The organism is Streptomyces sp. NPDC031426, from assembly GCF_055581585.1.
The window spans coordinates 338819-358509 of record NZ_JBVIJE010000001.1; the positions used below are offsets into that span (position 1 = coordinate 338819).

Annotated in this window: 19 protein-coding genes; 9 read left to right on the plus strand and 10 right to left on the minus strand. The window is 71.8% G+C overall.

All coding sequences use genetic code 11. The annotated features are described in order from the left end of the window. Positions 1 to 9 precede the first annotated feature (9 nt). Together ACZ5NH_RS01710 and ACZ5NH_RS01715 are read right to left on the minus strand one after the other, a co-directional pair. On the minus strand, positions 10 to 1293 hold the full coding sequence (locus ACZ5NH_RS01710) for a ketosynthase chain-length factor (RefSeq protein ID WP_468772386.1): 1284 nt from the start codon (positions 1291 to 1293) through the stop codon (positions 10 to 12). After that, on the minus strand, positions 1290 to 2558 hold the full coding sequence (locus tag ACZ5NH_RS01715) for a beta-ketoacyl-[acyl-carrier-protein] synthase family protein (RefSeq protein ID WP_388630110.1): 1269 nt from the start codon (positions 2556 to 2558) through the stop codon (positions 1290 to 1292). Before ACZ5NH_RS01715 ends, ACZ5NH_RS01710 begins: the two co-directional genes overlap by 4 nt. A gap of 295 nt (positions 2559 to 2853) precedes the next feature. Here ACZ5NH_RS01715 and ACZ5NH_RS01720 point away from each other — a divergent pair, with 295 nt between their 5' ends. Beyond that, the gene (locus ACZ5NH_RS01720; RefSeq protein WP_468772388.1) at positions 2854 to 4020 is read left to right on the plus strand and encodes an acyl-CoA dehydrogenase family protein; all 1167 of its coding nucleotides are present in this window, start codon (positions 2854 to 2856) and stop codon (positions 4018 to 4020) included. 475 nt (positions 4021 to 4495) lie between these two features. Here the strand turns inward: ACZ5NH_RS01720 and ACZ5NH_RS01725 are convergent, their stop codons facing one another. After that, on the minus strand, positions 4496 to 5197 hold the full coding sequence (locus ACZ5NH_RS01725) for a TetR/AcrR family transcriptional regulator (RefSeq protein ID WP_388630116.1): 702 nt from the start codon (positions 5195 to 5197) through the stop codon (positions 4496 to 4498). A 64-nt stretch (positions 5198 to 5261) separates the two neighbouring features. Here ACZ5NH_RS01725 and ACZ5NH_RS01730 point away from each other — a divergent pair, with 64 nt between their 5' ends. After that, positions 5262 to 6716 carry an MDR family MFS transporter gene (locus ACZ5NH_RS01730; RefSeq protein ID WP_468772390.1) on the plus strand — a complete coding sequence of 485 codons (1455 nt, stop codon included), beginning with the start codon at positions 5262 to 5264 and terminating at the stop codon, positions 6714 to 6716. Between the two features lie 22 nt (positions 6717 to 6738). Continuing rightward, positions 6739 to 7614 carry an NmrA/HSCARG family protein gene (locus ACZ5NH_RS01735; RefSeq protein ID WP_468772392.1) on the plus strand — a complete coding sequence of 292 codons (876 nt, stop codon included), beginning with the start codon at positions 6739 to 6741 and terminating at the stop codon, positions 7612 to 7614. A gap of 449 nt (positions 7615 to 8063) precedes the next feature. On the opposite strand, the gene ACZ5NH_RS01740 is transcribed toward ACZ5NH_RS01735, so the two are convergent. Beyond that, positions 8064 to 8843 (minus strand): hypothetical protein, encoded by a 780-nt coding sequence (locus ACZ5NH_RS01740; RefSeq protein WP_468772394.1) that lies wholly within the window; start codon positions 8841 to 8843, stop codon positions 8064 to 8066. A 181-nt stretch (positions 8844 to 9024) separates the two neighbouring features. Between ACZ5NH_RS01740 and ACZ5NH_RS01745 the strand changes: the two genes are divergently transcribed. Next, positions 9025 to 9462: a DUF2267 domain-containing protein gene (locus tag ACZ5NH_RS01745; RefSeq protein ID WP_468772395.1), complete on the plus strand. Its 438-nt coding sequence runs from the start codon at positions 9025 to 9027 to the stop codon at positions 9460 to 9462. 455 nt (positions 9463 to 9917) lie between these two features. On the opposite strand, the gene ACZ5NH_RS01750 is transcribed toward ACZ5NH_RS01745, so the two are convergent. Continuing rightward, the gene (locus ACZ5NH_RS01750; RefSeq protein WP_450987113.1) at positions 9918 to 10370 is read right to left on the minus strand and encodes a YbhB/YbcL family Raf kinase inhibitor-like protein; all 453 of its coding nucleotides are present in this window, start codon (positions 10368 to 10370) and stop codon (positions 9918 to 9920) included. Between the two features lie 113 nt (positions 10371 to 10483). On the opposite strand from ACZ5NH_RS01750, the gene ACZ5NH_RS01755 reads away from it, so the two are divergent. Together ACZ5NH_RS01755 and ACZ5NH_RS01760 are read left to right on the plus strand one after the other, a co-directional pair. Continuing rightward, positions 10484 to 10780, plus strand: coding sequence for a hypothetical protein (locus tag ACZ5NH_RS01755; protein WP_388635787.1), 297 nt, complete (start codon positions 10484 to 10486; stop codon positions 10778 to 10780). A gap of 368 nt (positions 10781 to 11148) precedes the next feature. Continuing rightward, positions 11149 to 12480, plus strand: a complete 1332-nt coding sequence (locus ACZ5NH_RS01760) for an erythromycin esterase family protein (protein ID WP_468772397.1) — start codon at positions 11149 to 11151, stop codon at positions 12478 to 12480. 86 nt (positions 12481 to 12566) lie between these two features. Here ACZ5NH_RS01760 and ACZ5NH_RS01765 read toward each other — a convergent pair whose 3' ends face one another. Both ACZ5NH_RS01765 and ACZ5NH_RS01770 read right to left on the minus strand, forming a co-directional pair. Continuing rightward, positions 12567 to 12953 carry a DUF2267 domain-containing protein gene (locus tag ACZ5NH_RS01765; RefSeq protein WP_451004349.1) on the minus strand — a complete coding sequence of 129 codons (387 nt, stop codon included), beginning with the start codon at positions 12951 to 12953 and terminating at the stop codon, positions 12567 to 12569. Between the two features lie 195 nt (positions 12954 to 13148). Next, complete coding sequence (locus ACZ5NH_RS01770; protein WP_468772399.1) at positions 13149 to 13778, minus strand: hypothetical protein; 630 nt, start codon at positions 13776 to 13778, stop codon at positions 13149 to 13151. 179 nt (positions 13779 to 13957) lie between these two features. Between ACZ5NH_RS01770 and ACZ5NH_RS01775 the strand changes: the two genes are divergently transcribed. Both ACZ5NH_RS01775 and ACZ5NH_RS01780 read left to right on the plus strand, forming a co-directional pair. Then, positions 13958 to 14392 carry a hypothetical protein gene (locus tag ACZ5NH_RS01775; protein ID WP_468772401.1) on the plus strand — a complete coding sequence of 145 codons (435 nt, stop codon included), beginning with the start codon at positions 13958 to 13960 and terminating at the stop codon, positions 14390 to 14392. Positions 14393 to 14437: 45 nt separating this feature from the next. Then, entirely contained in the window at positions 14438 to 14683 is a 246-nt protein-coding gene (locus tag ACZ5NH_RS01780; protein WP_451004346.1) for a Smr/MutS family protein, read from the plus strand. Between the two features lie 12 nt (positions 14684 to 14695). Here ACZ5NH_RS01780 and ACZ5NH_RS01785 read toward each other — a convergent pair whose 3' ends face one another. From ACZ5NH_RS01785 to ACZ5NH_RS01795, 3 genes are read right to left on the minus strand one after another with little or no spacing between them, the layout of a single operon-like run. Next, complete coding sequence (locus ACZ5NH_RS01785) at positions 14696 to 15745, minus strand: TolB family protein (protein WP_468772403.1); 1050 nt, start codon at positions 15743 to 15745, stop codon at positions 14696 to 14698. Next, positions 15742 to 17001, minus strand: coding sequence for an MFS transporter (locus tag ACZ5NH_RS01790; RefSeq protein WP_468772405.1), 1260 nt, complete (start codon positions 16999 to 17001; stop codon positions 15742 to 15744). The genes ACZ5NH_RS01785 and ACZ5NH_RS01790 overlap by 4 nt, the downstream gene beginning before the upstream one ends. Positions 17002 to 17025: 24 nt before the next feature. Continuing rightward, positions 17026 to 17874 carry a glycosyltransferase family 2 protein gene (locus ACZ5NH_RS01795; protein ID WP_468772406.1) on the minus strand — a complete coding sequence of 283 codons (849 nt, stop codon included), beginning with the start codon at positions 17872 to 17874 and terminating at the stop codon, positions 17026 to 17028. A 344-nt stretch (positions 17875 to 18218) separates the two neighbouring features. Here ACZ5NH_RS01795 and ACZ5NH_RS01800 point away from each other — a divergent pair, with 344 nt between their 5' ends. Then, positions 18219 to 19658, plus strand: coding sequence for an exopolysaccharide biosynthesis polyprenyl glycosylphosphotransferase (locus ACZ5NH_RS01800; RefSeq protein ID WP_468772408.1), 1440 nt, complete (start codon positions 18219 to 18221; stop codon positions 19656 to 19658). The last annotated feature ends 33 nt before the right edge of the window (positions 19659 to 19691 follow it).

The following is a 19691-nucleotide window of genomic DNA, read 5'->3' on the forward strand; positions in this document are numbered from 1 at the left end:
GACCGGTTGTCAGGCGTGCGGGGTGCGATCCGCGGGGAGCGGCCGGGCCGTCGTACCGCTCAAGATCGGGGGAACGGCGCGGACGACCACGGCCGCGTTGAAGCCGCGGTGACCTCGCGCGAGCACCAGCGCGCTGCGCACGGGCCGTTCCCGCGGTTCCCCCAGGACGAGGTCCAGTCCGTACTCCTGCGGGACGTCCGAGGTGTTGCCGGTCGGCGGGATCACACCGTCGCGGATGGACAGCAGGGCGGTCGCCACATCCAGCGGGCCGCCGCCCGCGTGCAGCCGGCCGGTCAGCGACTTGGGCGCGGTGACCGGGACGCCACCCGGGCCGAAGAGCTCGCGGATCGCCGCGGCTTCCGCCCGATCCAACTCGGCGCTGCCCGCCGCGTCCGCGAAGACCACGTCGACGTCGGCCGGCGCGACACCGGCGTCGGCCAGGGCCGCCTCCGCCGCCCTGCGCAGCCCCGGCGGACGGCCGGAACCCGGCCGGGGGTCGAAGGTCGCGGCATACCCGGCGATCTCGCCGTACACATCGGCGCCCGTGACGCCCCGCTCGCGCGCCGAGCGCGCGTCCTCCACCACGAGCAGGGCACCGCCCTCTCCCGGGACATGGCCGCACGCGCGGGCGTCGAAGGGCAGATACGCGCCGTCCGGGTCGGGCACGGTGCTCACCCGTCCGCCGGCCAACTGGGATACGTATCCCCAGGGGTCGAAGGCGGAGTCGACACCACCGGTGACGACGAGCCGGGTGCCGCGCCGGACGGTACGGCGGGCATGACCGAGCGCGTCGAGACCGCCCGCCTGTTCCCCGACCAGGGCCGCGCTCGGCCCGCGCATCCCGTTGCGGATGGAGATCTGACCGGTGTTCACCGCGTAGAACCACGCGAACGACTCGTAGACGCTCACGAACTCTGGCCCCTGGCTCCAGAGTTTGCGGAACTCGTGATGGGTGAAGTCGAAACCGCCCAGGGCGTTGGACACGACCACGCCCATGTCGTAGTCCGCCAGGGCCTCGGGGCCGACACCCGCGTCGGCGAGCGCCCAGTCGGCGGCCACCAGGGCGAGGCGCGTGGAGACGTCGGTCTGCGGCAGCAGCCGGCCCGGCAGATGCTCCTCGGGCCGGAAGCCGGTGATCTGCCCGGCGAGCCGTGCCGGATAGCGCGACGTGTCGAACCGGGTGAGCTCGCCGATCCCGTTGCGGCCGTCGAGCACGGCCTTCCAGTACTCCTGCGTACCGAGGCCGTTGGGTGCGGTCACCCCGATCCCCGTGACCACCGCTGCGCCGCTCATGCGCGGGCTCCTTCCGGACGCCGGAGCACCATGGCGCTCTGGAACCCGCCGAATCCGCTGCCCACCGTCAGCACGGTGTCCACCCGTTGTTCGCGCGCGGTCAGCGGGACATAGTCCAGGTCGCACTCCGGGTCGGGCTGGTGCAGATTGGCCGTGGGCGGGATGACACCGTGCTCGATGGCCAGGGCGCAGGCCGCGATCTCGATGGAGCCGATGGCGCCGAGCGAGTGACCCACCATGGACTTGATGGAGCTGACCGGAATGTCGTAGGCGTGCTCGCCGAGGCTCCGCTTGAACGCCGCGGTCTCATGGCGGTCGTTCTGCTTGGTGCCCGAGCCGTGCGCGTTGATGTAGTCCACCGCGGTGGGGTCCAGGCGCGACTCGTCCAGCGCCGTCCGGATGGCCTCGGCCATCTCGCGGCCGTCCTTCTTCAGCCCCGTCATGTGGTAGGCGTTGCAGCGCGTCGCGTACCCGGTCACCTCGGCGTAGATCCGGGCGCCACGGGCCCGCGCCGCGTCGTACTCCTCCAGTACGAACATCGCGGCGCCCTCGGCCAGCACGAACCCGTTGCGGGAGCCGTCGAACGGCCGGGAGGCGTGCTCGGGATCGTCGTTGCGGGTGGTGGTCGCCTTGATGGCGTCGAAGCAGGCCACCACGATCGGTGAGATGGGCGTGTCCGTGGCACCGGCGACCATGACGTCGGCCGATCCCTCACGGATCAGCTGGACGGCGTAGCCGACCGCGTCCAGACCCGAGGTGCAGCCGTCGGAGACCATGGTCACCGGCCCCTCCGCGCCCACCTCCCAGGCCACCTCGGCGGGCATCACGCCCGGGCTGAGGTAGTCGAACATGTGGGACGAGAGATAGGCGTGGTCCACCAGCCACTCCCGTCCGGCGTCCGACATCACCAGATACTCGTTCTCCAGGCTGGTCGCGGACGCCACCGCGCTGCCCAGGGCGACACCGATCCGGTGCGGATCGCCCGCCCGTGTCTCCAGCCCGCTGTCCACCACGGCCTCCCGCGTACACGCGACGGCGAACTGGGTGGCGCGGTCCATCCGGCGGATCTGCCGCGGGCTCAGACCTTCCGCCTCGGCGTCGAACACCACCTGGCCGGCGACCTGGGAGCGGAAGGGGCCGGGGTCGAAGAAGTCGATCCGCCGGGTGGCCGTACGGCCCGCGGTCAGCAGATCCCAGAACTCCTTCGTTCCGGTCCCACCGGGCGCACGGACACCGATACCTGTGATCACGACGCGCCGGGTCACCGCACACCTCCGGCACGACGGGGTTCTTTCGAGCAGACCATCGCAGTGCGTTCCTTTCGCCTGTGCCCGACGGGGTCGTCCACCGTCGGCGGTAGGGCAACGCCGCCCGCGTCGAGCAGCCTGTGCCGGACGGCTCGAGCCCGGCTCGAAACCGGGTGGTAGCGCCCCGCCTCCGGCGACCGGCCGAGGGATTCCAGCGGTCGGCGAGGCAGTCTCGAGCGGACCGGACGACCGTCGTTGCACAGGAGCGGGCCCTACGGCGCGTCCCCGCCGCCGTCACGAGGAGGGATTCCTGATGGAACGCCGAACGAACGAGGAGGCGTCACGGCCGGCCGACGGCGCCGTCGGCGCGCTGGCCGAACTCGCCGCCGCGCACGCCGCGAAGGCGGAGCTCGACCGCCGGCTGTCCCCGGAGACGTACGAGGCGATCCGGGGCGCCGGTTTCGCCCGGCACTTCGTGCCCGCCCGCTGGGGTGGCAGCGAGGGAACCTTCGACGACCATGTGCGCGATGTGGCCGCGGTCGCCGAGGGGGACCCCTCGGCCGCCTGGTGCGCCTCCATCGCGGCCACCATCGGCCGGATGGCGGGATTCCTGCCCGAGGAGGCGCAGCGTGTCATCTGGGGTGAGGGCCCGGACGTCTTCCTCGTCGGGGCGCTGCTGCCCGCGGGCACCGCGGAGCCGGTGGCAGGCGGCTGGCTGCTCAGCGGCCGCTGGCCGTACATGAGCGGGGTCCACTTCTCGGACCACGCCATGCTGTGCTGCCCGGTGCCCCTGGCCCACGGTGGCAACGAGGTGCGTTTCCTGCTGGTGCCGCGGGCGGCCTACACCGTCGAGGAGAGCTGGTTCATGACGGGTATGCGGGCCACCGGCAGCGACACGCTGGTGCTGGAGCCCACCTTCGTACCCGCCGAGCACTCCGTGGCGCGGCACGATGTGATCTCCGGCCGGGCTCCGGGGTCGTCGCCCGCCTGCCACGCGGTGCCGCTGAAGGCGGTGAGCGGACTCTCCTTCGCCGCCCCCGTGCTGGGCGCCGCCCGCGGTGCGCTGGCCCAGTGGACGGCCAAGGTCGCCCAGAAGCGGGCGGCACCGTCCACGAACCGGCTGCTCGGCGTCAGTGAGGCCGCCACCGACGCGGTGCTTGCCCGCACGGCCGGGCAGATCGACGCGGCCCAACTGCTTCTGGAACGCGCGGCGAAGGAAGCGGACCGAGGCGGGATCACCCCGCTGGTGGCCGCCCGCGCCCATCGGGACCAGACCCTGGCGGCCGACATCGTGGTGACCGCGGTCAACGAGCTGTTCCGCAACGCGGGCACCAGCGGCGCGAGCGAGACGGGCTCCCTGGCCCGCTTCTGGCGGGACGCCAACACCGGCTCGGCCCACGCGGTCCTGCAGTTCGAGCCGGCCGCCCGTGCCTACGCGGAACTGGCCTTGGCCGACGCGGTCATGGGGCAGCGGGGCTGAGATCCGGGGCCGGGAGAGGTGACAGGGACCGCTCCAGGTGCGGCTGGCGGCGGCGTGGGTGTGGAGGTGGGTCGGGGGCGTTCGGGTGGGTGCCGGGCTGGTGCGGTGGAGGCGGGTCCGGGTGCGACCGGGGCGGGCGGCGGAGGCGGCTCCGGACCTGCCCCGGCCGGGAGAGGTGGCGGAGGCCGGCTCCAGGTGCGGCTGGGGGCGGCGTGGGCGGTGGAGGTGGGTCGGGGTGCGGCCGGGGCAGGAGCCCGGCCGCTTTTCGCCCTGGTCCGTCTGCGGCGCGCCGACAGGCGGGAGCGTTCCTCCGGGCGTGCTGCGACGAGGCCCTGAGCGGAGGGCGTGCGCGCCGTGGTCCAGCGGCGCGCTCACCGGCCCGGTGCGGAGTCCCACGGTGCGGTCGGTGTGCCTTCGTACGACTTCTTCCTGCGGTGCCGTGCCCTTGCTACGGCGCCACTTCCCGCGGCGTGCTCTACTCCTCGCCGACGCCCCCCGCGCCGCCCTTCTCCCCGCCGCCGTCCTCTCCCGCGCCACCCGGGGCCAGTTGGCGGACGAGGTCGCGGAGGCCTCGTTCGTAGCGGGCGCGGAAGTCCGGGTCGTCGATGCCGGTGCCGAACAACCGGCGTGCCATGTCGGGGAACACCACGGGAGCCGCCACCGCGCCGAGCAGCACCAGGCGGAGTGACGCCGGGTCGAGACCGGGAGCCACCTCGCCTTCCTCCTGACGGCGGCGTACGCCGGACAGGTCCTCGGGCTCGGCGGGAGGCCGGGCGGCGGCGGTGTCCTGTGGCTCGGAGAGCCCGCGCCAGGCGAGCAGCCGCATGGGGCGCGGATCGCGGAGCGCGTCGTCCAGGTACCTGGCGGCGAGTTCGGCGAGCGGCAGCGACTGGTCGGCGAAGGCCGCCTCGCGTTGCAGCCAGGCGCGCTGCACCGCCAGGTACAGCCCCTCCTTGCTGTCGAAGTGGTAGTTGACGAGGTCCTTGCTGACACCCGCGCGTGCGGCGATGTCGCGTACGCGGGCCCCCGTGAAACCACGGGCCGCGAACTCCTCCAGGGCGGCATCGAGCAGGGCCGCGCGGGTGCGCTCGGCGTCGACTTGCCGGTCCTCGGGGGTCCGGGCACGCCGTGGCGTGCGGCGGGGCGAGGCGGCGGAGCGGGAATCGGCGGTCGTCATGGGCCAAGATTACGGCTTAGACAGACGTTTGACTTCGCTCGACAGCTGTCTAACAATGGGCGACATGAGCGCTGTCCCCACGCAAGGCACCGCACAGGCCACCGCACCGGTGCCCTTCTCACCCGCGTTACGACGCGCCATAGGCGTGATCATGATCGGCGCGTCGCTCTCGTTCCTCGACTCCACCGTCGTCAACGTGGCGCTGGACACCGTCGCCTCCGACCTGGCCGTACCGCTCACCGATGTGCAGTGGACGGTCACCGCGTATCTGCTGGCCTTCGGCGCGGTCATCCCGGTGACCGCCTGGGCTGCCCAACGGCTGGGTGCCGCGCGGCTCTACCTCGTGTCGCTGCTGGTGTTCACCCTCGGTTCCGCATGCTGCGCGCTGTCGGGCAGCATCGGCCAACTGGTGGCGAGCCGGGCCCTGCAGGGTCTCGGCGGCGGGGCGATCATGCCGGTCGGCACGATCATCTGGACCCGCATGGCCGACCGGTCACAAATGGCGCGCGTGATGAGCATGGTCGGCATCCCGATCGTGCTCGCCCCGATGATCGGCCCGCTCATCGGCGGACTACTGGTAAAGGGCGCTGGCTGGCAGTCCATCTTCTGGATCAACATCCCCCTGGGCCTGGTGGGCGCCGTACTCGCCCGGCGGCTGCTGCCCCGTGACCGCGGCTCGGAGGCCGGGCCCCTCGACATCCCGGGCCTGGTGCTCGCCGCCGGAGGACTGGTCGGACTGACCTACGGTCTGGCCGACATCGGCACCCGGGCCGAGGTCACCGCCCGCTCGATCGCCGTGCTCGTGGCCGCGGTCGGGTTCCTCGCCCTGTTCGTCGTGCGGTCGCTGCGCGTGCCCCATCCGCTGCTGGACATGCGGCTGTACGCCAACCGGCTGTTCAGCGCCGCGGCACTGACCATGTTCAGCCTCGGTGTCGCCCTGTTCGGCGGCATGATCCTGCTGCCGCTGTACTTCCAGATCGTCCGTGGCGAGGACGTCGTCAGCACCGGGCTGCTGCTGGTGCCGAGCGGAGTCGGCGCGCTGGCCGCCAACCGGCTGGCGGCGCCACTGACGGACAAGCTGGGCGGGGGAACGACCGCGCTGCTCGGCGGCGTCATCGCCGCGGTCTGCACGATCCCCTTCCTCTTCCTCACCGCCGGCACCTCCTATCCGCTGCTCGCCATCGCCATGGCCACGCGAGGAGCCGGCATCGGTCTGTCCCTCACCCCGGTGATGACCTCCGCCTACCGCACACTGCCGCCGCAGAAGATCAAGGACGCGACACCTCAGCTCAACGTCCTGCAGCGGGTGGGCGGTTCGATCGGCACCGCCGTCCTCACCATCGTCCTCTCCCACCAACTCGCCGGTCAGGTAAGCCCGTCCGGCCGGGCCCAGGCCTTCGGGGACACCTTCGGCTGGGTCATCGTCGCCGCCGTCATGGCGATCGTCCCCACGGTCCTGCTCTTCGTCACCGAGCGGGCACAGCGTGCGGCCTTCACCGCACACGACAAGCACTCTTGACCACGTTGGACAAGGAGTACGCATGACCACGGTTCTCGTCATCGGCGCCACGGGCAAGCAGGGCAGGGCGGTCACCGAACTGCTGCTGCGGCGAGGCCATGACGTTCTCGCCCTGACCCGCGACACCGGTTCCCCCGCGGCTCGCGCGCTGGCCGACCTGGGCGCCCGCCCGGTCGCCGGCAGCCCTGCGGACGCGGAGGCACTGTCCAAGGCCGTCACCGGCGTGGACGCGGTGTTCGGTCTCTCACTGCCGTTCGGCCCCGGAGGCAAGGAGCAGGAGGTCACCCAGGGGCGGCTGTTGGTCGACACCGCCGCGCAGGCGGGCGCGCACCTGGTGTACTCCTCGCTGCGCGGAGCCGACCGCATCGTCGACAGCCAGGTCGCCCATGCCGGCAGCAAGCAGCAGATCGAGGCGTATCTGCGGCAGAAGGACGAGCTGCGCGCGACCGTCCTCGGCCCCGTCTACTTCATGGAGAACATGCTCAACGTCAGGTTCAACGGACTGGCGGGCGGTCGGCTCGCCATGCCGCTGTCGCCCGGCAAGAAGCTGGACCAGGTGACGGTGCTGGACATCGCGGGCCTGGCCGTGCACGCCATCGAGAACCCCGAGGACCTGGCCGGCAGGCGGATCGATCTCGCCTCCGACAGCGTGACCGGGACACAGGCGGCGGCTGCGCTCAGCGCTGTGCTCGGCAAGGAGATCCCCTACCACCAGATGCCGATCGAGCAGGTGCGGCAGTGGGCCGGCGACGAGGTCGCCGCAATGTTCCAGCGCTTCGAGGAGAACACCCACTTCGTGGACCGGATGGCGCTGCGTGCCGCGTATCCGGAGGTGTCCTGGCACACCTTCGAGCAGTGGGCCCGCACCGTGGACTGGGAGCGGTTGCTGCAGGTGTGACGCCCGCAAACCGATGACGGCGCCGCCGTCCCGGACGGTCCGGGACGGCGGCGCCGTCACGAGTTCCCGCGCGAGTCAGCCCGCGTACGGAAACCGGTACTCGCCGGATGCCTCCGCCTCCGCCTCCCTCCGGGAACGCGCACCGGTGAGCGACAGATCCAGGATGTGGCCGAAGAGCACGGCCTGAGTCGTGAGGGCGAGAGGGTCGGACCTCGGCTCCCGAGGAGCGCGAGGCGCGTCGGGACGTCGACGAACGACACCGAAGTCGAGCGCGGTTGTCGAGAGAGCGGCCTTGTCCTGCATGCTGACGCACCACCATCCTGCTGATCCGGACGCCGGTCCGTGCCCGGCTCGTCACCGGCAGCGTTCCAGCCACGCCTCGAGCGGCACTGAACCGTCGGTGGACCGTTCCTGTCAGCGATGGGCACCCGGCGTACAGCGCGTGCGCTTCATGTCACCGGACGCCAGACGATGTCGTCCCGGGCGGAGAGTGCCGCGACCGCGTCGGCGGCGTCGAGCGGCAGCGGCATCGGACAGCGCCTGCGGATCTTGCTGAGTTCCCGGTGCGAGCGGACGAAGCCGGCGAAGTCGTGTGGGTGTGCGGCGGCGTCCACGCCGGTCAGAACTCCGATCTTGCCTGCGCGGACGGCCGTACGCTGCCAGGCCTGCGCGGCCAGCCCGATGGAGTCGGTGCCGTGGTTGAACAGCAGGATCCGGATCTCGTCGTACGGGGCGGAGGCGTCCAGGTAGGACTCGAGGCCCGCGCGGGCAGCCTCCGTGCCGAAGACGGTCCAGTACGGCACCGATCCGGTGCGCAGCGTCCACCGGGGTTCGAGCAGCAGGAACGACTCGACGAGGAGCCGCCCGGTGGGCAGGCCACGGTCGGCGTACCAGGATCGATAGAGGTCGGCCACGGCGGGACTGAGCCGTTGTCGCGTGTCGAAGCGCAGCAGATGGGCATCGAGCCGGTGCCGTCCGGCGCAGGCGCGGATGTCGTCGAGCAGCGTGGCATCCAGGCCCCATTCCGCCTCCGGGCTCTCGCCGTCGGCGGCGGGCGGATCCCAGCGGCGCACCGGGGCGCCGTAGCGGGCGAGCAGGCCGGCCACACGGGGACCGCCCTGGCGGTATTCCTCGCGCGTGGCGTTGCCGAGGGCGCCGAACTGGAACAGGTACCGGTCGTCGATCCTGGTCGTGGGCCAGCGCAGCGTGCAGTCGACGACGACGAGCAAGTCCCTACCCCGTAATGCGGAACGACGAGCACGGCAGCGGCGCCGAGGCCGGACGGCGTGAGCCTCGGCGCCGCCGTGCCCGTGTATGCGTCGGTCTCACGGGCACCCGTGGCAACGGGGCCCTCAGGGGCGCCGCTCGGCCCCCTCGGGCATGACCCCGTCCTGACCAGTGGGAGGCAGCATGATCACCCATCGGCATCTGGTGGAAGAGGTGTCGTCGCGGGCCCGGCTCGGCGACACGGAGGCCGCCGACGCAGCCGTGCACCTGGTCCTCGCAGCGCTGAGCCGCCGTCTGGACGCACCGCACCGTGAACATCTGCGCCAGGCCGTACCGGCCCATGAACGCGGGGCTCTGGTGTACGGCGCCGCCGAGGTGGACGACTCCGCCATGCGGCTCGACGAACTGCTGGCCGATGTCGCCCGGCCGGTGGGTGCCACTCCGGAGCAGGCGCTGTTCCTGGCGCAGACGGTCGTCTCCCGGCTCTCGGCGGACGACACGGACCTGGCGGCGGACCTGCGTGGCGCCTTGCCGGACGAGTTCGGCACGCTGTTCGCGGAGCCCGCCCCGATGCCCGAGCGGCCCAGCCGTGCCACGGACGCACCCGGCCCCGCTCAGTGACGAGGAGATCGCCGCGAAGCCCGGCAGCTTCAGTAGGTGGGTGCGGGTCCGCCCGCTGAGCGTGGCCAGACCGGGCAGCAGGCAGTCGGCCGTCCATGCCCTGCACCAGGACGACCTCGGGCATCTGCGGCCGCGGTCGCCCGACGGCACGGCTGCGCATACGACCCAACCCCCCGTCGTTGGGAGGAGATGTCGACGTCCTGGGGGAAGGGCGGGCCGGCCGGGTCCGGGGGAGTCACGGCACTTCACGCCACGGGCAGCGATCCGGTCGAGGAACTCCTCCCGGCCCTGCCGGGGAAGCGGGGGCGCTGCCGGGGGACGGTGTCCGCGGGCGGCGCCTGTTCATGCCGTGCCTGGGCCCTGCCCGAATCGCCGGACCTGGGCCCGGGGGTGCGGCGGGAGGCGCCGGGCACGGCCCAGCGCAGAGGGGGGTGACGGGCATGCTGCCGCCGACGTCAGCGCTGGTAGAGCCCGACGATCGTGCCGCTGGCCAGCTGCTCCCGGTCGAGGACGGCGTGTACGTCGTCGGCGCTGGCCCGGTCGGGCAGCGAGACCGGGGCGGGGAGGGCGTAGATCCGGAAGAAGTAGCGGTGGGCGTCGTCTCCGACCGGGGGCTGCGGGCCACCCCAGCCCCGCTCCCCGAAGCCGTTGCGATGCGGCTGGCTGCCCTGTGGTGTCTCGCCGGCGTCCAAGCCCCCGACATGGGGGTCGATGCCGGTGACGAGCCAGTGCACGAAGGTTCCGGACGGCGCGTCCGGGTCTTCGCACAGCAGGGCCAGCTCCGCCGCGTCGTCCGGTACTCCGGACCAGGCGAGCGGCGGCGAGACGTTGTCCGCGTCATGGGCATGGTGACGGGGGATCATGGTGTGATCACTGAAGGCTGCACTTCTGAGTTCGATACCGGCCATGCGACCGGAGTACCCGGCGCGGGCAGGGACATACGGCCGAACCGCACGGGATGACCGGCACGGCGCGGGGTACCCGCCAGGCTGACACACCCCCGTGCGAGGAGATGACTGGTATGCGGTTCATCGGACTGCTCCTTCTCGCGGGCGCGGGCGCCTTCACGGCCCTCGCGATCGCGGGCAACCTGTCCGGCGGGCCCGAGTACACGGTGTCCGTCCTCGATCACGACGTCGCCACCATGAGCGGTCTCGCCCTGTTCAGCTCCGGACTCGCGCTGGCGCTCATCTTCTGCATCGGCCTGGCGATCATGGTGGGCGGTGCCACACACACCGGCCGGCACCGGGGATCCGGGCCGCGCCGGATGCGGCACACGACGTTCGGCGGGACGGCGGGGCCCGACACCCGGGCGTGAACACCGCCCCCGCGGCCGGCAGCTCGAAACGGACCTGAACAGCGCCCGGCGGTGAGCAGCCGGAGCGGTGTGCCGTCAGCTCGCCCAGTCCAGCAGCCGCTCGCCCGTGCCCGCAGCCGGGCGAGCGACTGCTTCTCCAGCCGGCGCACGCGTTCCCGGGCGGCCCCACTTGGTCGGCCACCTGCTGCAGTGCGCGCGGATGCCCGGCGTGCAGCCGTAGCGCAGGCTGAGGATCATGGCTTCGCGGGGTGCTGGCACGCTCGCTCCGCGCGCGGCCGTTCCCTGGTGCGGGGCGACGCGCTGGACACGCCGTTTCGGCTGCGGCGCCGCGGGAACCCGATGCGGCATCCGCGGAAAGAGGAGCATCCGTGCCCGACACCGACCTGGACCGCATCCACAGCCAGGCCCTGCCGCTGACCGACCCGGCGTCGCTGGACCCGCTGATGGAGCGCATCGGCGACGCCCGCTATGTACTGCTCGGCGAGGCCTCCCACGGCACCGCGGAGTACTACCAGCTGCGCGACGTGATGACGCGTCGGCTGATCGAGGAGAAGGGCTTCTCCTTCGTCGCGGTGGAGGGCGACTGGCCGGACTGCCAGGCCGTGCACTGCTCCGTCGTCGCGGCGCCGGACGCGCCCGAGGACCCCGGCGAGGTACTGGAGGGCTGCAGGCGCTGGCCGTCATGGATGTGGGGAAACGCCGATGTGGCCGCCTTCACCCGGTGGCTGCGCCGGCACAATGAGGGCCTGCCGCCCGAGCGGCGCGTGGGCTTCTTCGGGCTGGACGTGTACAGCCTGTGGGAATCGCTGCACGCGGTGCTGGGCCATCTGCGCGAGCACGATCCCGGCCAGGTGGAACACGCCCTGGAGACGTTCCCCTGCTTCGAGCCCTATGCGGAGGATCCGCAGGCGTACGCGCTGGCCACCCGTTACGTGCCGGAGAGCTGCGAACCCCAGGTGGTGTCTCTGCTGACCGAGCTTCGGCGGCGGGCCGCGCAGGCGGCGGCCGTGGACGGCTCGCTCGCGGAGTTCGCAGCCAGACAGAACGCGGAGGTGCTGGCCGGGGCCGAGGCCTATTACCGGGTCATGCTCGACAGCGGCCCCGAGTCGTGGAACATCCGGGACCGCCACATGGCCGACACCCTGGACCGGCTGATGGAGCATTACGGCCCCGACGCCAAGGCGGTGGTGTGGGAGCACAACACCCACATCGGCGATGCGCGTGCCACGGACATGGTAGACGTCGGCGAGGTCAACGTCGGCCAACTGGTGCGCGAGCGGCACATGGGCCGGGGTGTGGTGCTGGTCGGGTTCGGCTCGCACTCCGGCACCGTGATCGCCGCGGACGCGTGGGGCGATGTTCCCAGGATCATGAGCGTGCCGCCGGCGCGCACCGGCAGCGTGGAGGATCTGCTGCACCGGGCGCTGCCCGGCGAGCGGGCGCTGTTCGTCTTCCCGCATGTGCAGCTCCAGCGCCCGCCCTCCTCCGGCCGGGGCGAGTGGTTCCACGAGGAGCACGGTCACCGCGCGATCGGCGTCGTGTACCGGCCGCAGTACGACCCCGTCGGCAACTACGTCCCCACGGTCCTGGCCCAGCGCTACGACGCGTTCTGCTACCTCGACCGCACCCACGCGCTCACCCCGCTGCACCCCTTGGCCGAAGAGAGCCGGGAGGAGCAGACCTGGCCTGCGGGCGTGTGACGCCCGCGGTGGACGGCGGCGGCCGGGTGTCGGTGAGCCGCGATCAACCGCCCTGACCTGCCCGGCGAGAGTTGAACGAAGACCCGTCAGGTCAGCTCGGGATGGCCGAACAGCGCGGCGTATCCGCTCGGCAGCAGGCTGAGCAGTTTGTGCAGCTCACCGCCCGACACGGTGTCGCCCACGGCGGTGAGGACCACTTCCGCGTCCCTCCGGGCGGTCGTCTCGTCCTCGGCGGCGGCCCGGGCCACCTGACGGACGAACTCCTCCACACCCCAGGTCCGTCCGGTGTTGCCCACGCCGGTGACGAAATCGCCGATCTCCAGCGGCAGCTGATCCGCGAGATGATCCGCAGCGCTGGGCTGCAGCCGGTCGCCGAGCGTGCAGAGGACGGCTTCGGTGACGCGGGTTGCCTCGTCGAGGTCGCTGTATTCTCCGTGCTCCCGCACGGTGGCGAGGAATTCGGTGGACGTCATGATTCGCTCCCCAGTGGTGCTCCCTGCGGCAGGTTGATCCGGAGGTCACCTGGAACGCTCCCGGTGAGTCCTGCCCCCGCTGCCACTCCACGCGCGCCCGGGTACCCGCGCCGTATGGCACCAACCGCCCTCCGGCGGCGGCGCCGCCGACAGGGCGCGCGGCGCTCCTCTGCCGACCTGGTGGATCGATACGGCCTACTGTGGATCCCCGCCCGGCACAGCCGGATAGCGCAGCAGGACACCCAGTCCGTCGGTCACATCGATGCGGTCCGGCGGCAGCACGATCAGTTCGGCCCCGGTGCGGACGGCGGCGTACAGCAAGGCCGTGAGGGCCGGTTCCTCCTCGACGGCCGTCGCTCCGAAGGTCTCCAGGTCCGCGGCGGACAGCGCGATCTGCGGCGGCTCCCTGCCCAGCCAGAGCCGCTCGGAGAGCCGGGCGCGGCGGTCGAGGAGGAGGGCGCGGGACTGACCCTGTTGCAGAGCGCCGACGGCCGCGGCGACGCCCTCCGATTGCCCGGGGCGGCGGGCGCGTTGCGCCAGAAACGTGTCCAGCTGCTGCTGGTCCGCCGCGCTCAGGTGCCCTTCCAGCACCCGAGCGGTGTGCGCCTCCAGCAGGGTCGGGACGGCGGCGGCCTCCGGACCGGTGACGCAGTCGTCCTCCACGACCGCCACCCGGTTCCGCAGCGAGTCGGGCCAGCGGTTCACGAGCACCCCCGACGCCCAGGCGTCCTCCCGGGCCCGGCACACCACGATCGACTCGGCGCGGTGCCGCTGTGCGAGATCGCCGAGGTCCCGGGCGACCTCGGGCGGGCGGCGCGCCGCCATCCGTCGGCCGGAATCCGGTGACTCAGCCGGTGTTCCGGCCTGACCCTGCCGGTGGGCCACCGCCCGGCTTCCGAGACGACCAGCACGTAGTCGCCCGGGACATGGTCTCCGGTGCCATCGTCCGGGGCCCGCTCGCCGCCGCAGGTGAGGGCCACGGCCAGGTACGGAATGTCCGGCGCATGCTGTACGGCCAGTGGTGCCGCGTCGGGGAGTGCGTCGAGCCGGGCCGTGTCCCGCACGGGCGGCTCGGGCAGCTCCTCCACCAGGGCAAGGCGCCCGTGCGTCGCGAACAGCGCCTGACCGTGCCGTCCCGGCTGCACCCGATCCGTGCCCACGGCCACCGCAAGAGCGGAAACAGTGGCGTGATCCGCTCCCTGGGCCAGCAGGGCATCCCGCTGATGCCGCCAGCGGAGATCGATCGCCCGGTCGGGATCGTCGATGAACATGACCTGCGCGAGGCCGCGCAGCACGCGGATCGCGAACCTCGGACCCCGGCCGAGCGACTATGGCGCCGCATACTCAACCCCACCCCACTTTTCCACTTGGTGGCATTGTATTTTCGCATGGCGGCATACCGTATGGCCGGAGCAGGCAGTGCGGGGGAGAGTCGATGATGGACCGTGCTCGGACAGCCGTGCCGCATCACCGGGAGGTTCCCCATGCTGTCGCTCGATCTCCATCCGATCTTCCGCAACAACCGCGACATCGAACTGGCGCTGCGTCAGTTCCTCTTCAAGGCGAACCATTCGGGCGAGCCCGTTGCGGAGATCATTCCGGGCAAGGGTTCCGGGCGACTCAGGGCTCGCGTGCTCGCGTTCCTGGACCAGAAGCACATCAGGAGGCTGTACGTCCGGCGCGAGGTCGACACGGGCAACAGCGGACGCATTCTCGTCTACTTCCAGTGATCGCGCCGGGCACTACAGCGGCGCGGGGGAAGAGGCCCCCGGGATCAGCAGGTGCGGGGTTCCCGAGCCGTCCGCGGGCACGCTCCACAGATCACTGCTGCCGACCTCGCCGTTCGTGGGGAGTGCGTAGGCGACGGTGTGGTCGTCGAGCCAGGTCGCCTGGTCGTCGACGCTGTGGCGCTCGGCCAGCGCCGTCTCGTGCAGGGTGCGCAGGTCGAGGACGTACTCGTGCCAGAGGTCGGTCCGGGACAACACCCGCTTCTTGAAGGCGACGCGGGTCCCGTCGGGGGAGAGCGACGGGCACTCCACGTTCTCGACCAGGGTGGTGACCGTACGCCGGGAGATCGAACCCCGGATCAGATAGGTCTTGCCGGCGGTGTTGACGGTGGCGTAGAAGGTGTCGTCGTCGGAGGCGAAGGTGACGCCCCAGAAGTTGATGTCCGAGGCGTGGTAGGGCTCGCCGTCCTTGATGACGGAGAACGTCTCCAGGCTGGGAGTCAGCCGCATGGTCCGGGTGTCCAGGATCGAGGTCCGGGTGGAGAAGAACGCGGACGAATAGGACTCGCCGGAGACGAAGACGGTCCAGGCGACGAAACGGCCGCTGGGCGAGACCCGGGCCCGGCTGGGGGTGCCGGCGAGCGGGAAGGCGCGCTTGGCGCGCAGATCGGCGTCCAGGAGCAGCGCGCGGTTGCTCTGCCTGAGGACACCGGGATTCGACTGGAGGCAGATGCCCGTGCCGGCGGCCGCGTAGAAGCGCGCGCACTTCAGTCCCGAGGCGGTCCGCCCGCCCTTCGGGTCCGTGGACGGTACCGAGGCGACCGCGGTGCGGTGCGGACCAGGGGCCGCGTTGAGGAAGGCGAGGCGGCCCTGCTGGCCGAGGGTCAGCTTGCCCGCGCTGACGGCGGGATCGCCCGACTGCGGCTGGTTCGCCCGGTCCGCGCGGGCGGCGGCGCGCAGGACCACGCCGGTGCCCAGGCCCGCGAGCATCAGGACCGCCGCGACGAGTATCAGCAGACGGCGGCGCGGCGATGTCATCCGGATGCTTGTGTCTGTGGTGGTCATCGGGTCCTGCCGGTCGGCCGCAGCACCACGCTCGCGACGGCCGCGCAGCACAGCAGCCCGACCGCCGAGCCGGCCAGCGCCGGGCCGTCTCCCCACGCGGTCCAGGCGGCGCCGAAGGCCAGGGAGCAGCAGAACCGGGCCAGCGCCTGGCCGGTGCCGACGATGGCCAGACCGCTGGCGCGCAGATGCTCGGGCACGAGGCCGGCGAGGGCGGCGGGGAGCACGCCGTCGGTGGCCGCGTAGAACGTGCCGTGCAGGGCGAGGACGCCAGGGGCGAGGAGGGGTGTGTCCGGGGCCCACAGCAGCAGGGCGTAGGCGATGAGCAGACCCACGTGCCCGGCGAGGAACACGGTGCGCCGTCCGGCCCGGTCGGCCAGCGCCCCGACGGGCATGGCCAGCAGCAGGAACACGGTGGCCGTGCCCAGCGGCAGCAGCGTGAACCACTGCTCGCCGACACCCGCGCGCCGCTGGAGGAGCAGATACACGAAGGCGTCGCTGACGGTGGTCAGGCCGAGCAGCGCGGCACAGCCGGCGAGCGCCCGCAGCCGCGGCAGCCGCAGCAGCGCCAGTGCCTCGCGTACGTGGACGGGCGGCTTGCGCTGGACCGCACGCTGCTCGCTCCGACGCCCGCCCGGCACGAACAGCACCAGCACGACCACGCCGAGGGCGGCGACGCACGCGCTCACCCCGAACACGGCGTCGTAGCCGTCGGCCGCCGCGCGCAGGATGAGGAAGGCGGTCAGCGGTCCGAGCATCGCCCCGGTGGTGTCCATCGCCCGGTGCACGCCGAAGGCCCGGCCCTGGTTCTGGGCCGGAGTGGCCAGGGAGATCATCGCGTCGCGCGGGGCGGTGCGCAGGCCCTTGCCGGTCCGTTCCAGAGCCAGGACCGTTCCGAGCGTGCCGAGGCTGCCGGCGATCAGCAGCAGCGGCTTGCACAGTGCGGACAGTCCATAGCCGAGCCCGGCCAGCAGCTTGTGGCCCCGCACCCGGTCGGCGAGGTGGCCGCCGGTGAGCTGGACCAGCGCGCTGACGCCGTTGTAGACGCCGTCGAGGGTGCCGAAGCCCAGCGGGCTGAAGCCGAGTGCGGTGACGAGGTAGAGCGGCAGGACGGCGGTGACCATCTCCGAGGAGATGTCGGTGATCAGACTGACCGCGCCCAGCACGAGCACGACCGGGGCGACCCTGGCCCCCGGACCGCGTCTTCGGCCCCGGTCGGTGTCCGCCCCGGCGGGCGCGGAGCGATCGGTGAGATACAAGACAAGGCTCCAGATGCGATGTGATCAGTTCTGCCGGCTGCTCTCGTCCCGTAGCCAGGTGCCGAAGTCCTGTGCCCTGATGGCTTTTCGGGCACCCCGCCGGGCGACGACCGCCGCCGCGACGAAGATCACGACACCCGGGAAGAGGCGCGGCTCCCCGCGCAGCAGGGCTTTCAGATCCGCCTTGCTCGTGCGTGCCGAGGCTCGTTGCGGTCCCTGATGCTGTTCGACCTGTGCGGTGGACACCGCGGCCCGGATCCGCCGTTTGATCAAGTCCGGCCAGGTGCGCGGCGGTTGGATCACGACGCCGGCCGCGCGGACCACGAGCCGCTCCTCGGGGGCGAACGCCAGTGACGCGGCCAGGTCGTCCGCCATCAGCGGCGGCAGCGCGGCGATCCGGGCCTGCCCGGCCTTGGACACCGCGATGACTCCCCGGCCGAACAGCCCCTCGCGTACGGCTGGGAGGCGCTGCCACACCTGGTAGTAGGCGCGCACCCGCCAGGCGCACGCGGCCAGCGTGATCCGCCGTTCCGGGGCCGTGGCGAGGATGCCCGAGGTGTCGTCGGTCAGGGGTTCGGTCAGTGCCCGTACGTCGGCGCCCGTGATCACGACGTCGGCGTCCACGTAGAGCCGGGGGAAGCCGCGCGCGTGATCGTCCCCCGTCCGCAGGGCGGCGTGCTTGGAAGGGACGGGGATCTCGACCACCCGGACGCGCGGACCGCGAGCGGCCGCGATCCCCGCGGTGTCATCCGTACAGCCATTGCACACGACCACGATGTCGGTCTCGTCCGCGGAGGAGTCGGCCAGCAGCGAATCGAGGAGCCGGCCGATGACGCGTGCCTCGTTGTGGGCCGGGATCACGATGCTCGTCACCCGGGCAGTATGGCCTCGAAGTCGCCATTGCGCTGCGTGTTTCGTCCAACTGTTCCCGTGACTGCGTCACGTGGTCTAGATTGAGGTCCGCCGGACCGGTTTGGGAGGGTGACTTGTCCTTGACGGCATGTCAATGTACGGCGTCATGAACCGGGTACGACACAGGCAGTAACCAACATGCTGGGGGCATGAGGCGGTTGGGGAACCGCTGAAGGCTCACTCGTTTTCCAGTGCCGCTGTGCTGAGGAGACACATGCGGTGCTGATTCAGCCCTGGCTGCGCACTTGCGATCACGTGTGCAGTTGCGTGTGGTCAGGGGGAGCCGCGCATGTGGTGGGGGGCGCATGACCATTGAGGTCACGCATGAGCAACTGGTCGTGGAGCACAGACGTCCAGAGGCTCGCCGAAGACGCTGGGAACGGAAGTACCGGACAGTCCTGCTGGTCGCGGACGGGCTCGCAGCCGTTGCCGCGGGCTTAGTGATCCACGGGGCGTACGGCCGCTGGGCGGTGGCCCTGGCGCTGCCCCCGACATGGATCATCGCGATGCTGGCCCATCGCTCCTACGATCGCAGTGCCTTCGGCCTGGGGAGCGAGGAATACCGTCGGGTGCTGCGCGGAGCCGTCGCGCTGCCGGCGCTGGCCGCCCTCGCGTACTGGTTGTTCACGCGTGATTCAGCCCTCCTTCATGACATGACCATGGCCGCGGCACCGGCCGCCGCGATCGCCCTGCCGATCCGGTACACGCTGCGCCGCCGGCTGCACAGGCGGTGGACGCGGGGCCGGGACCGCAGCACGACACTGCTGGTCGGCCCGGCACGCGGCATCGTGGAGATGCTCACCGTGCTGCGGCGCGGCGGCGTACAGGAACTGCAGGCCGCCGGAGTGTGCCTGAGCGATCCGCAGAACGCCGCGGAGATACGCAAGCTGGGGCTCCCCTTCCTCGGCGGCGTCGGTGACATGGACGACGTCGTCCGGGCCCTGGGCATCACCACCGTGGTGGCACTGCCGCTACCCGGGACCGACGCCTCCGTCCTGCGCCGGATGGCCTGGACGGCGGCCGCCCAGGGCGTCGACTTCCTGCTGGCTCCCGTGCTGGCCGACGTCTCCGCCTCCCGGCTGGCGGTACGGCCCACCAACGGGGTGCCGCTGCTGCGGATCCAGCCGCCGAACCTCTCCCGGACCTCCCGGCTGCCCAAGGAACTGCTGGACCGGTCGCTCGCCGCGGCGCTCCTGCTGTTCCTCGCGCTGCCCATGCTGCTGGTCGCCCTGATCGTCCGGCTGGACAGCGCCGGGCCCGCCCTGTTCAGACAGCAACGGGTGGGCCGGTACGGCGACCACTTCACCATGCTGAAGTTCCGCACGATGCGGCCGGACTCGGAGGCCCTGCGGGCGGAACTGGAGCACCTCAATCAGAACAGCGACGGCCTGCTGTTCAAGGTGAAGGAGGATCCGCGGATCACCCGCGTCGGCTCGTTCCTGCGCCGCAGTTCGCTCGATGAACTGCCACAGCTGCTCAACGTCGTCAGGGGCCACATGTCGCTCGTCGGCCCCCGCCCACCGCTGCCCGAAGAGGTGGAGGCGTACACGCCGGACATCAAGCGCCGGCTGCTCGTCAAGCCCGGCCTCACCGGACTCTGGCAGGTCAGCGGCCGCTCCGACCTGCCCTGGGAGGAGGCGGTCCGGCTCGATCTCGGATACGTCGACAACTGGTCGATGAGCCTGGACCTGTCGATCCTGCTGCGCACCGGGTCCGCCGTGGTGCGGGGAACGGGGGCCTACTGATGCACCGCCTGCGGACGGACCGCCTACCGATGG

Excerpts from the sequence above, each read along its gene's own strand:
- ACZ5NH_RS01730 (WP_468772390.1), top strand. The coding sequence starts at position 5,262 with ATGAGCGCTGTCCCCACGCAAGGCACCGCACAGGCCACCGCACCGGTG.
- ACZ5NH_RS01785 (WP_468772403.1), bottom strand. The coding sequence starts at position 15,745 with ATGACCACCACAGACACAAGCATCCGGATGACATCGCCGCGCCGCCGT.
- ACZ5NH_RS01720 (WP_468772388.1), top strand. The coding sequence starts at position 2,854 with ATGGAACGCCGAACGAACGAGGAGGCGTCACGGCCGGCCGACGGCGCC.
- ACZ5NH_RS01745 (WP_468772395.1), top strand. The coding sequence starts at position 9,025 with ATGATCACCCATCGGCATCTGGTGGAAGAGGTGTCGTCGCGGGCCCGG.
- ACZ5NH_RS01770 (WP_468772399.1), bottom strand. The coding sequence starts at position 13,778 with ATGGCGGCGCGCCGCCCGCCCGAGGTCGCCCGGGACCTCGGCGATCTC.
- ACZ5NH_RS01750 (WP_450987113.1), bottom strand. The coding sequence starts at position 10,370 with ATGGCCGGTATCGAACTCAGAAGTGCAGCCTTCAGTGATCACACCATG.
- ACZ5NH_RS01755 (WP_388635787.1), top strand. The coding sequence starts at position 10,484 with ATGCGGTTCATCGGACTGCTCCTTCTCGCGGGCGCGGGCGCCTTCACG.
- ACZ5NH_RS01710 (WP_468772386.1), bottom strand. The coding sequence starts at position 1,293 with ATGAGCGGCGCAGCGGTGGTCACGGGGATCGGGGTGACCGCACCCAAC.
- ACZ5NH_RS01765 (WP_451004349.1), bottom strand. The coding sequence starts at position 12,953 with ATGACGTCCACCGAATTCCTCGCCACCGTGCGGGAGCACGGAGAATAC.
- ACZ5NH_RS01775 (WP_468772401.1), top strand. The coding sequence starts at position 13,958 with ATGCTGTACGGCCAGTGGTGCCGCGTCGGGGAGTGCGTCGAGCCGGGC.
- ACZ5NH_RS01800 (WP_468772408.1), top strand. The coding sequence starts at position 18,219 with ATGACCATTGAGGTCACGCATGAGCAACTGGTCGTGGAGCACAGACGT.
- ACZ5NH_RS01780 (WP_451004346.1), top strand. The coding sequence starts at position 14,438 with ATGCTGTCGCTCGATCTCCATCCGATCTTCCGCAACAACCGCGACATC.
- ACZ5NH_RS01725 (WP_388630116.1), bottom strand. The coding sequence starts at position 5,197 with ATGACGACCGCCGATTCCCGCTCCGCCGCCTCGCCCCGCCGCACGCCA.
- ACZ5NH_RS01735 (WP_468772392.1), top strand. The coding sequence starts at position 6,739 with ATGACCACGGTTCTCGTCATCGGCGCCACGGGCAAGCAGGGCAGGGCG.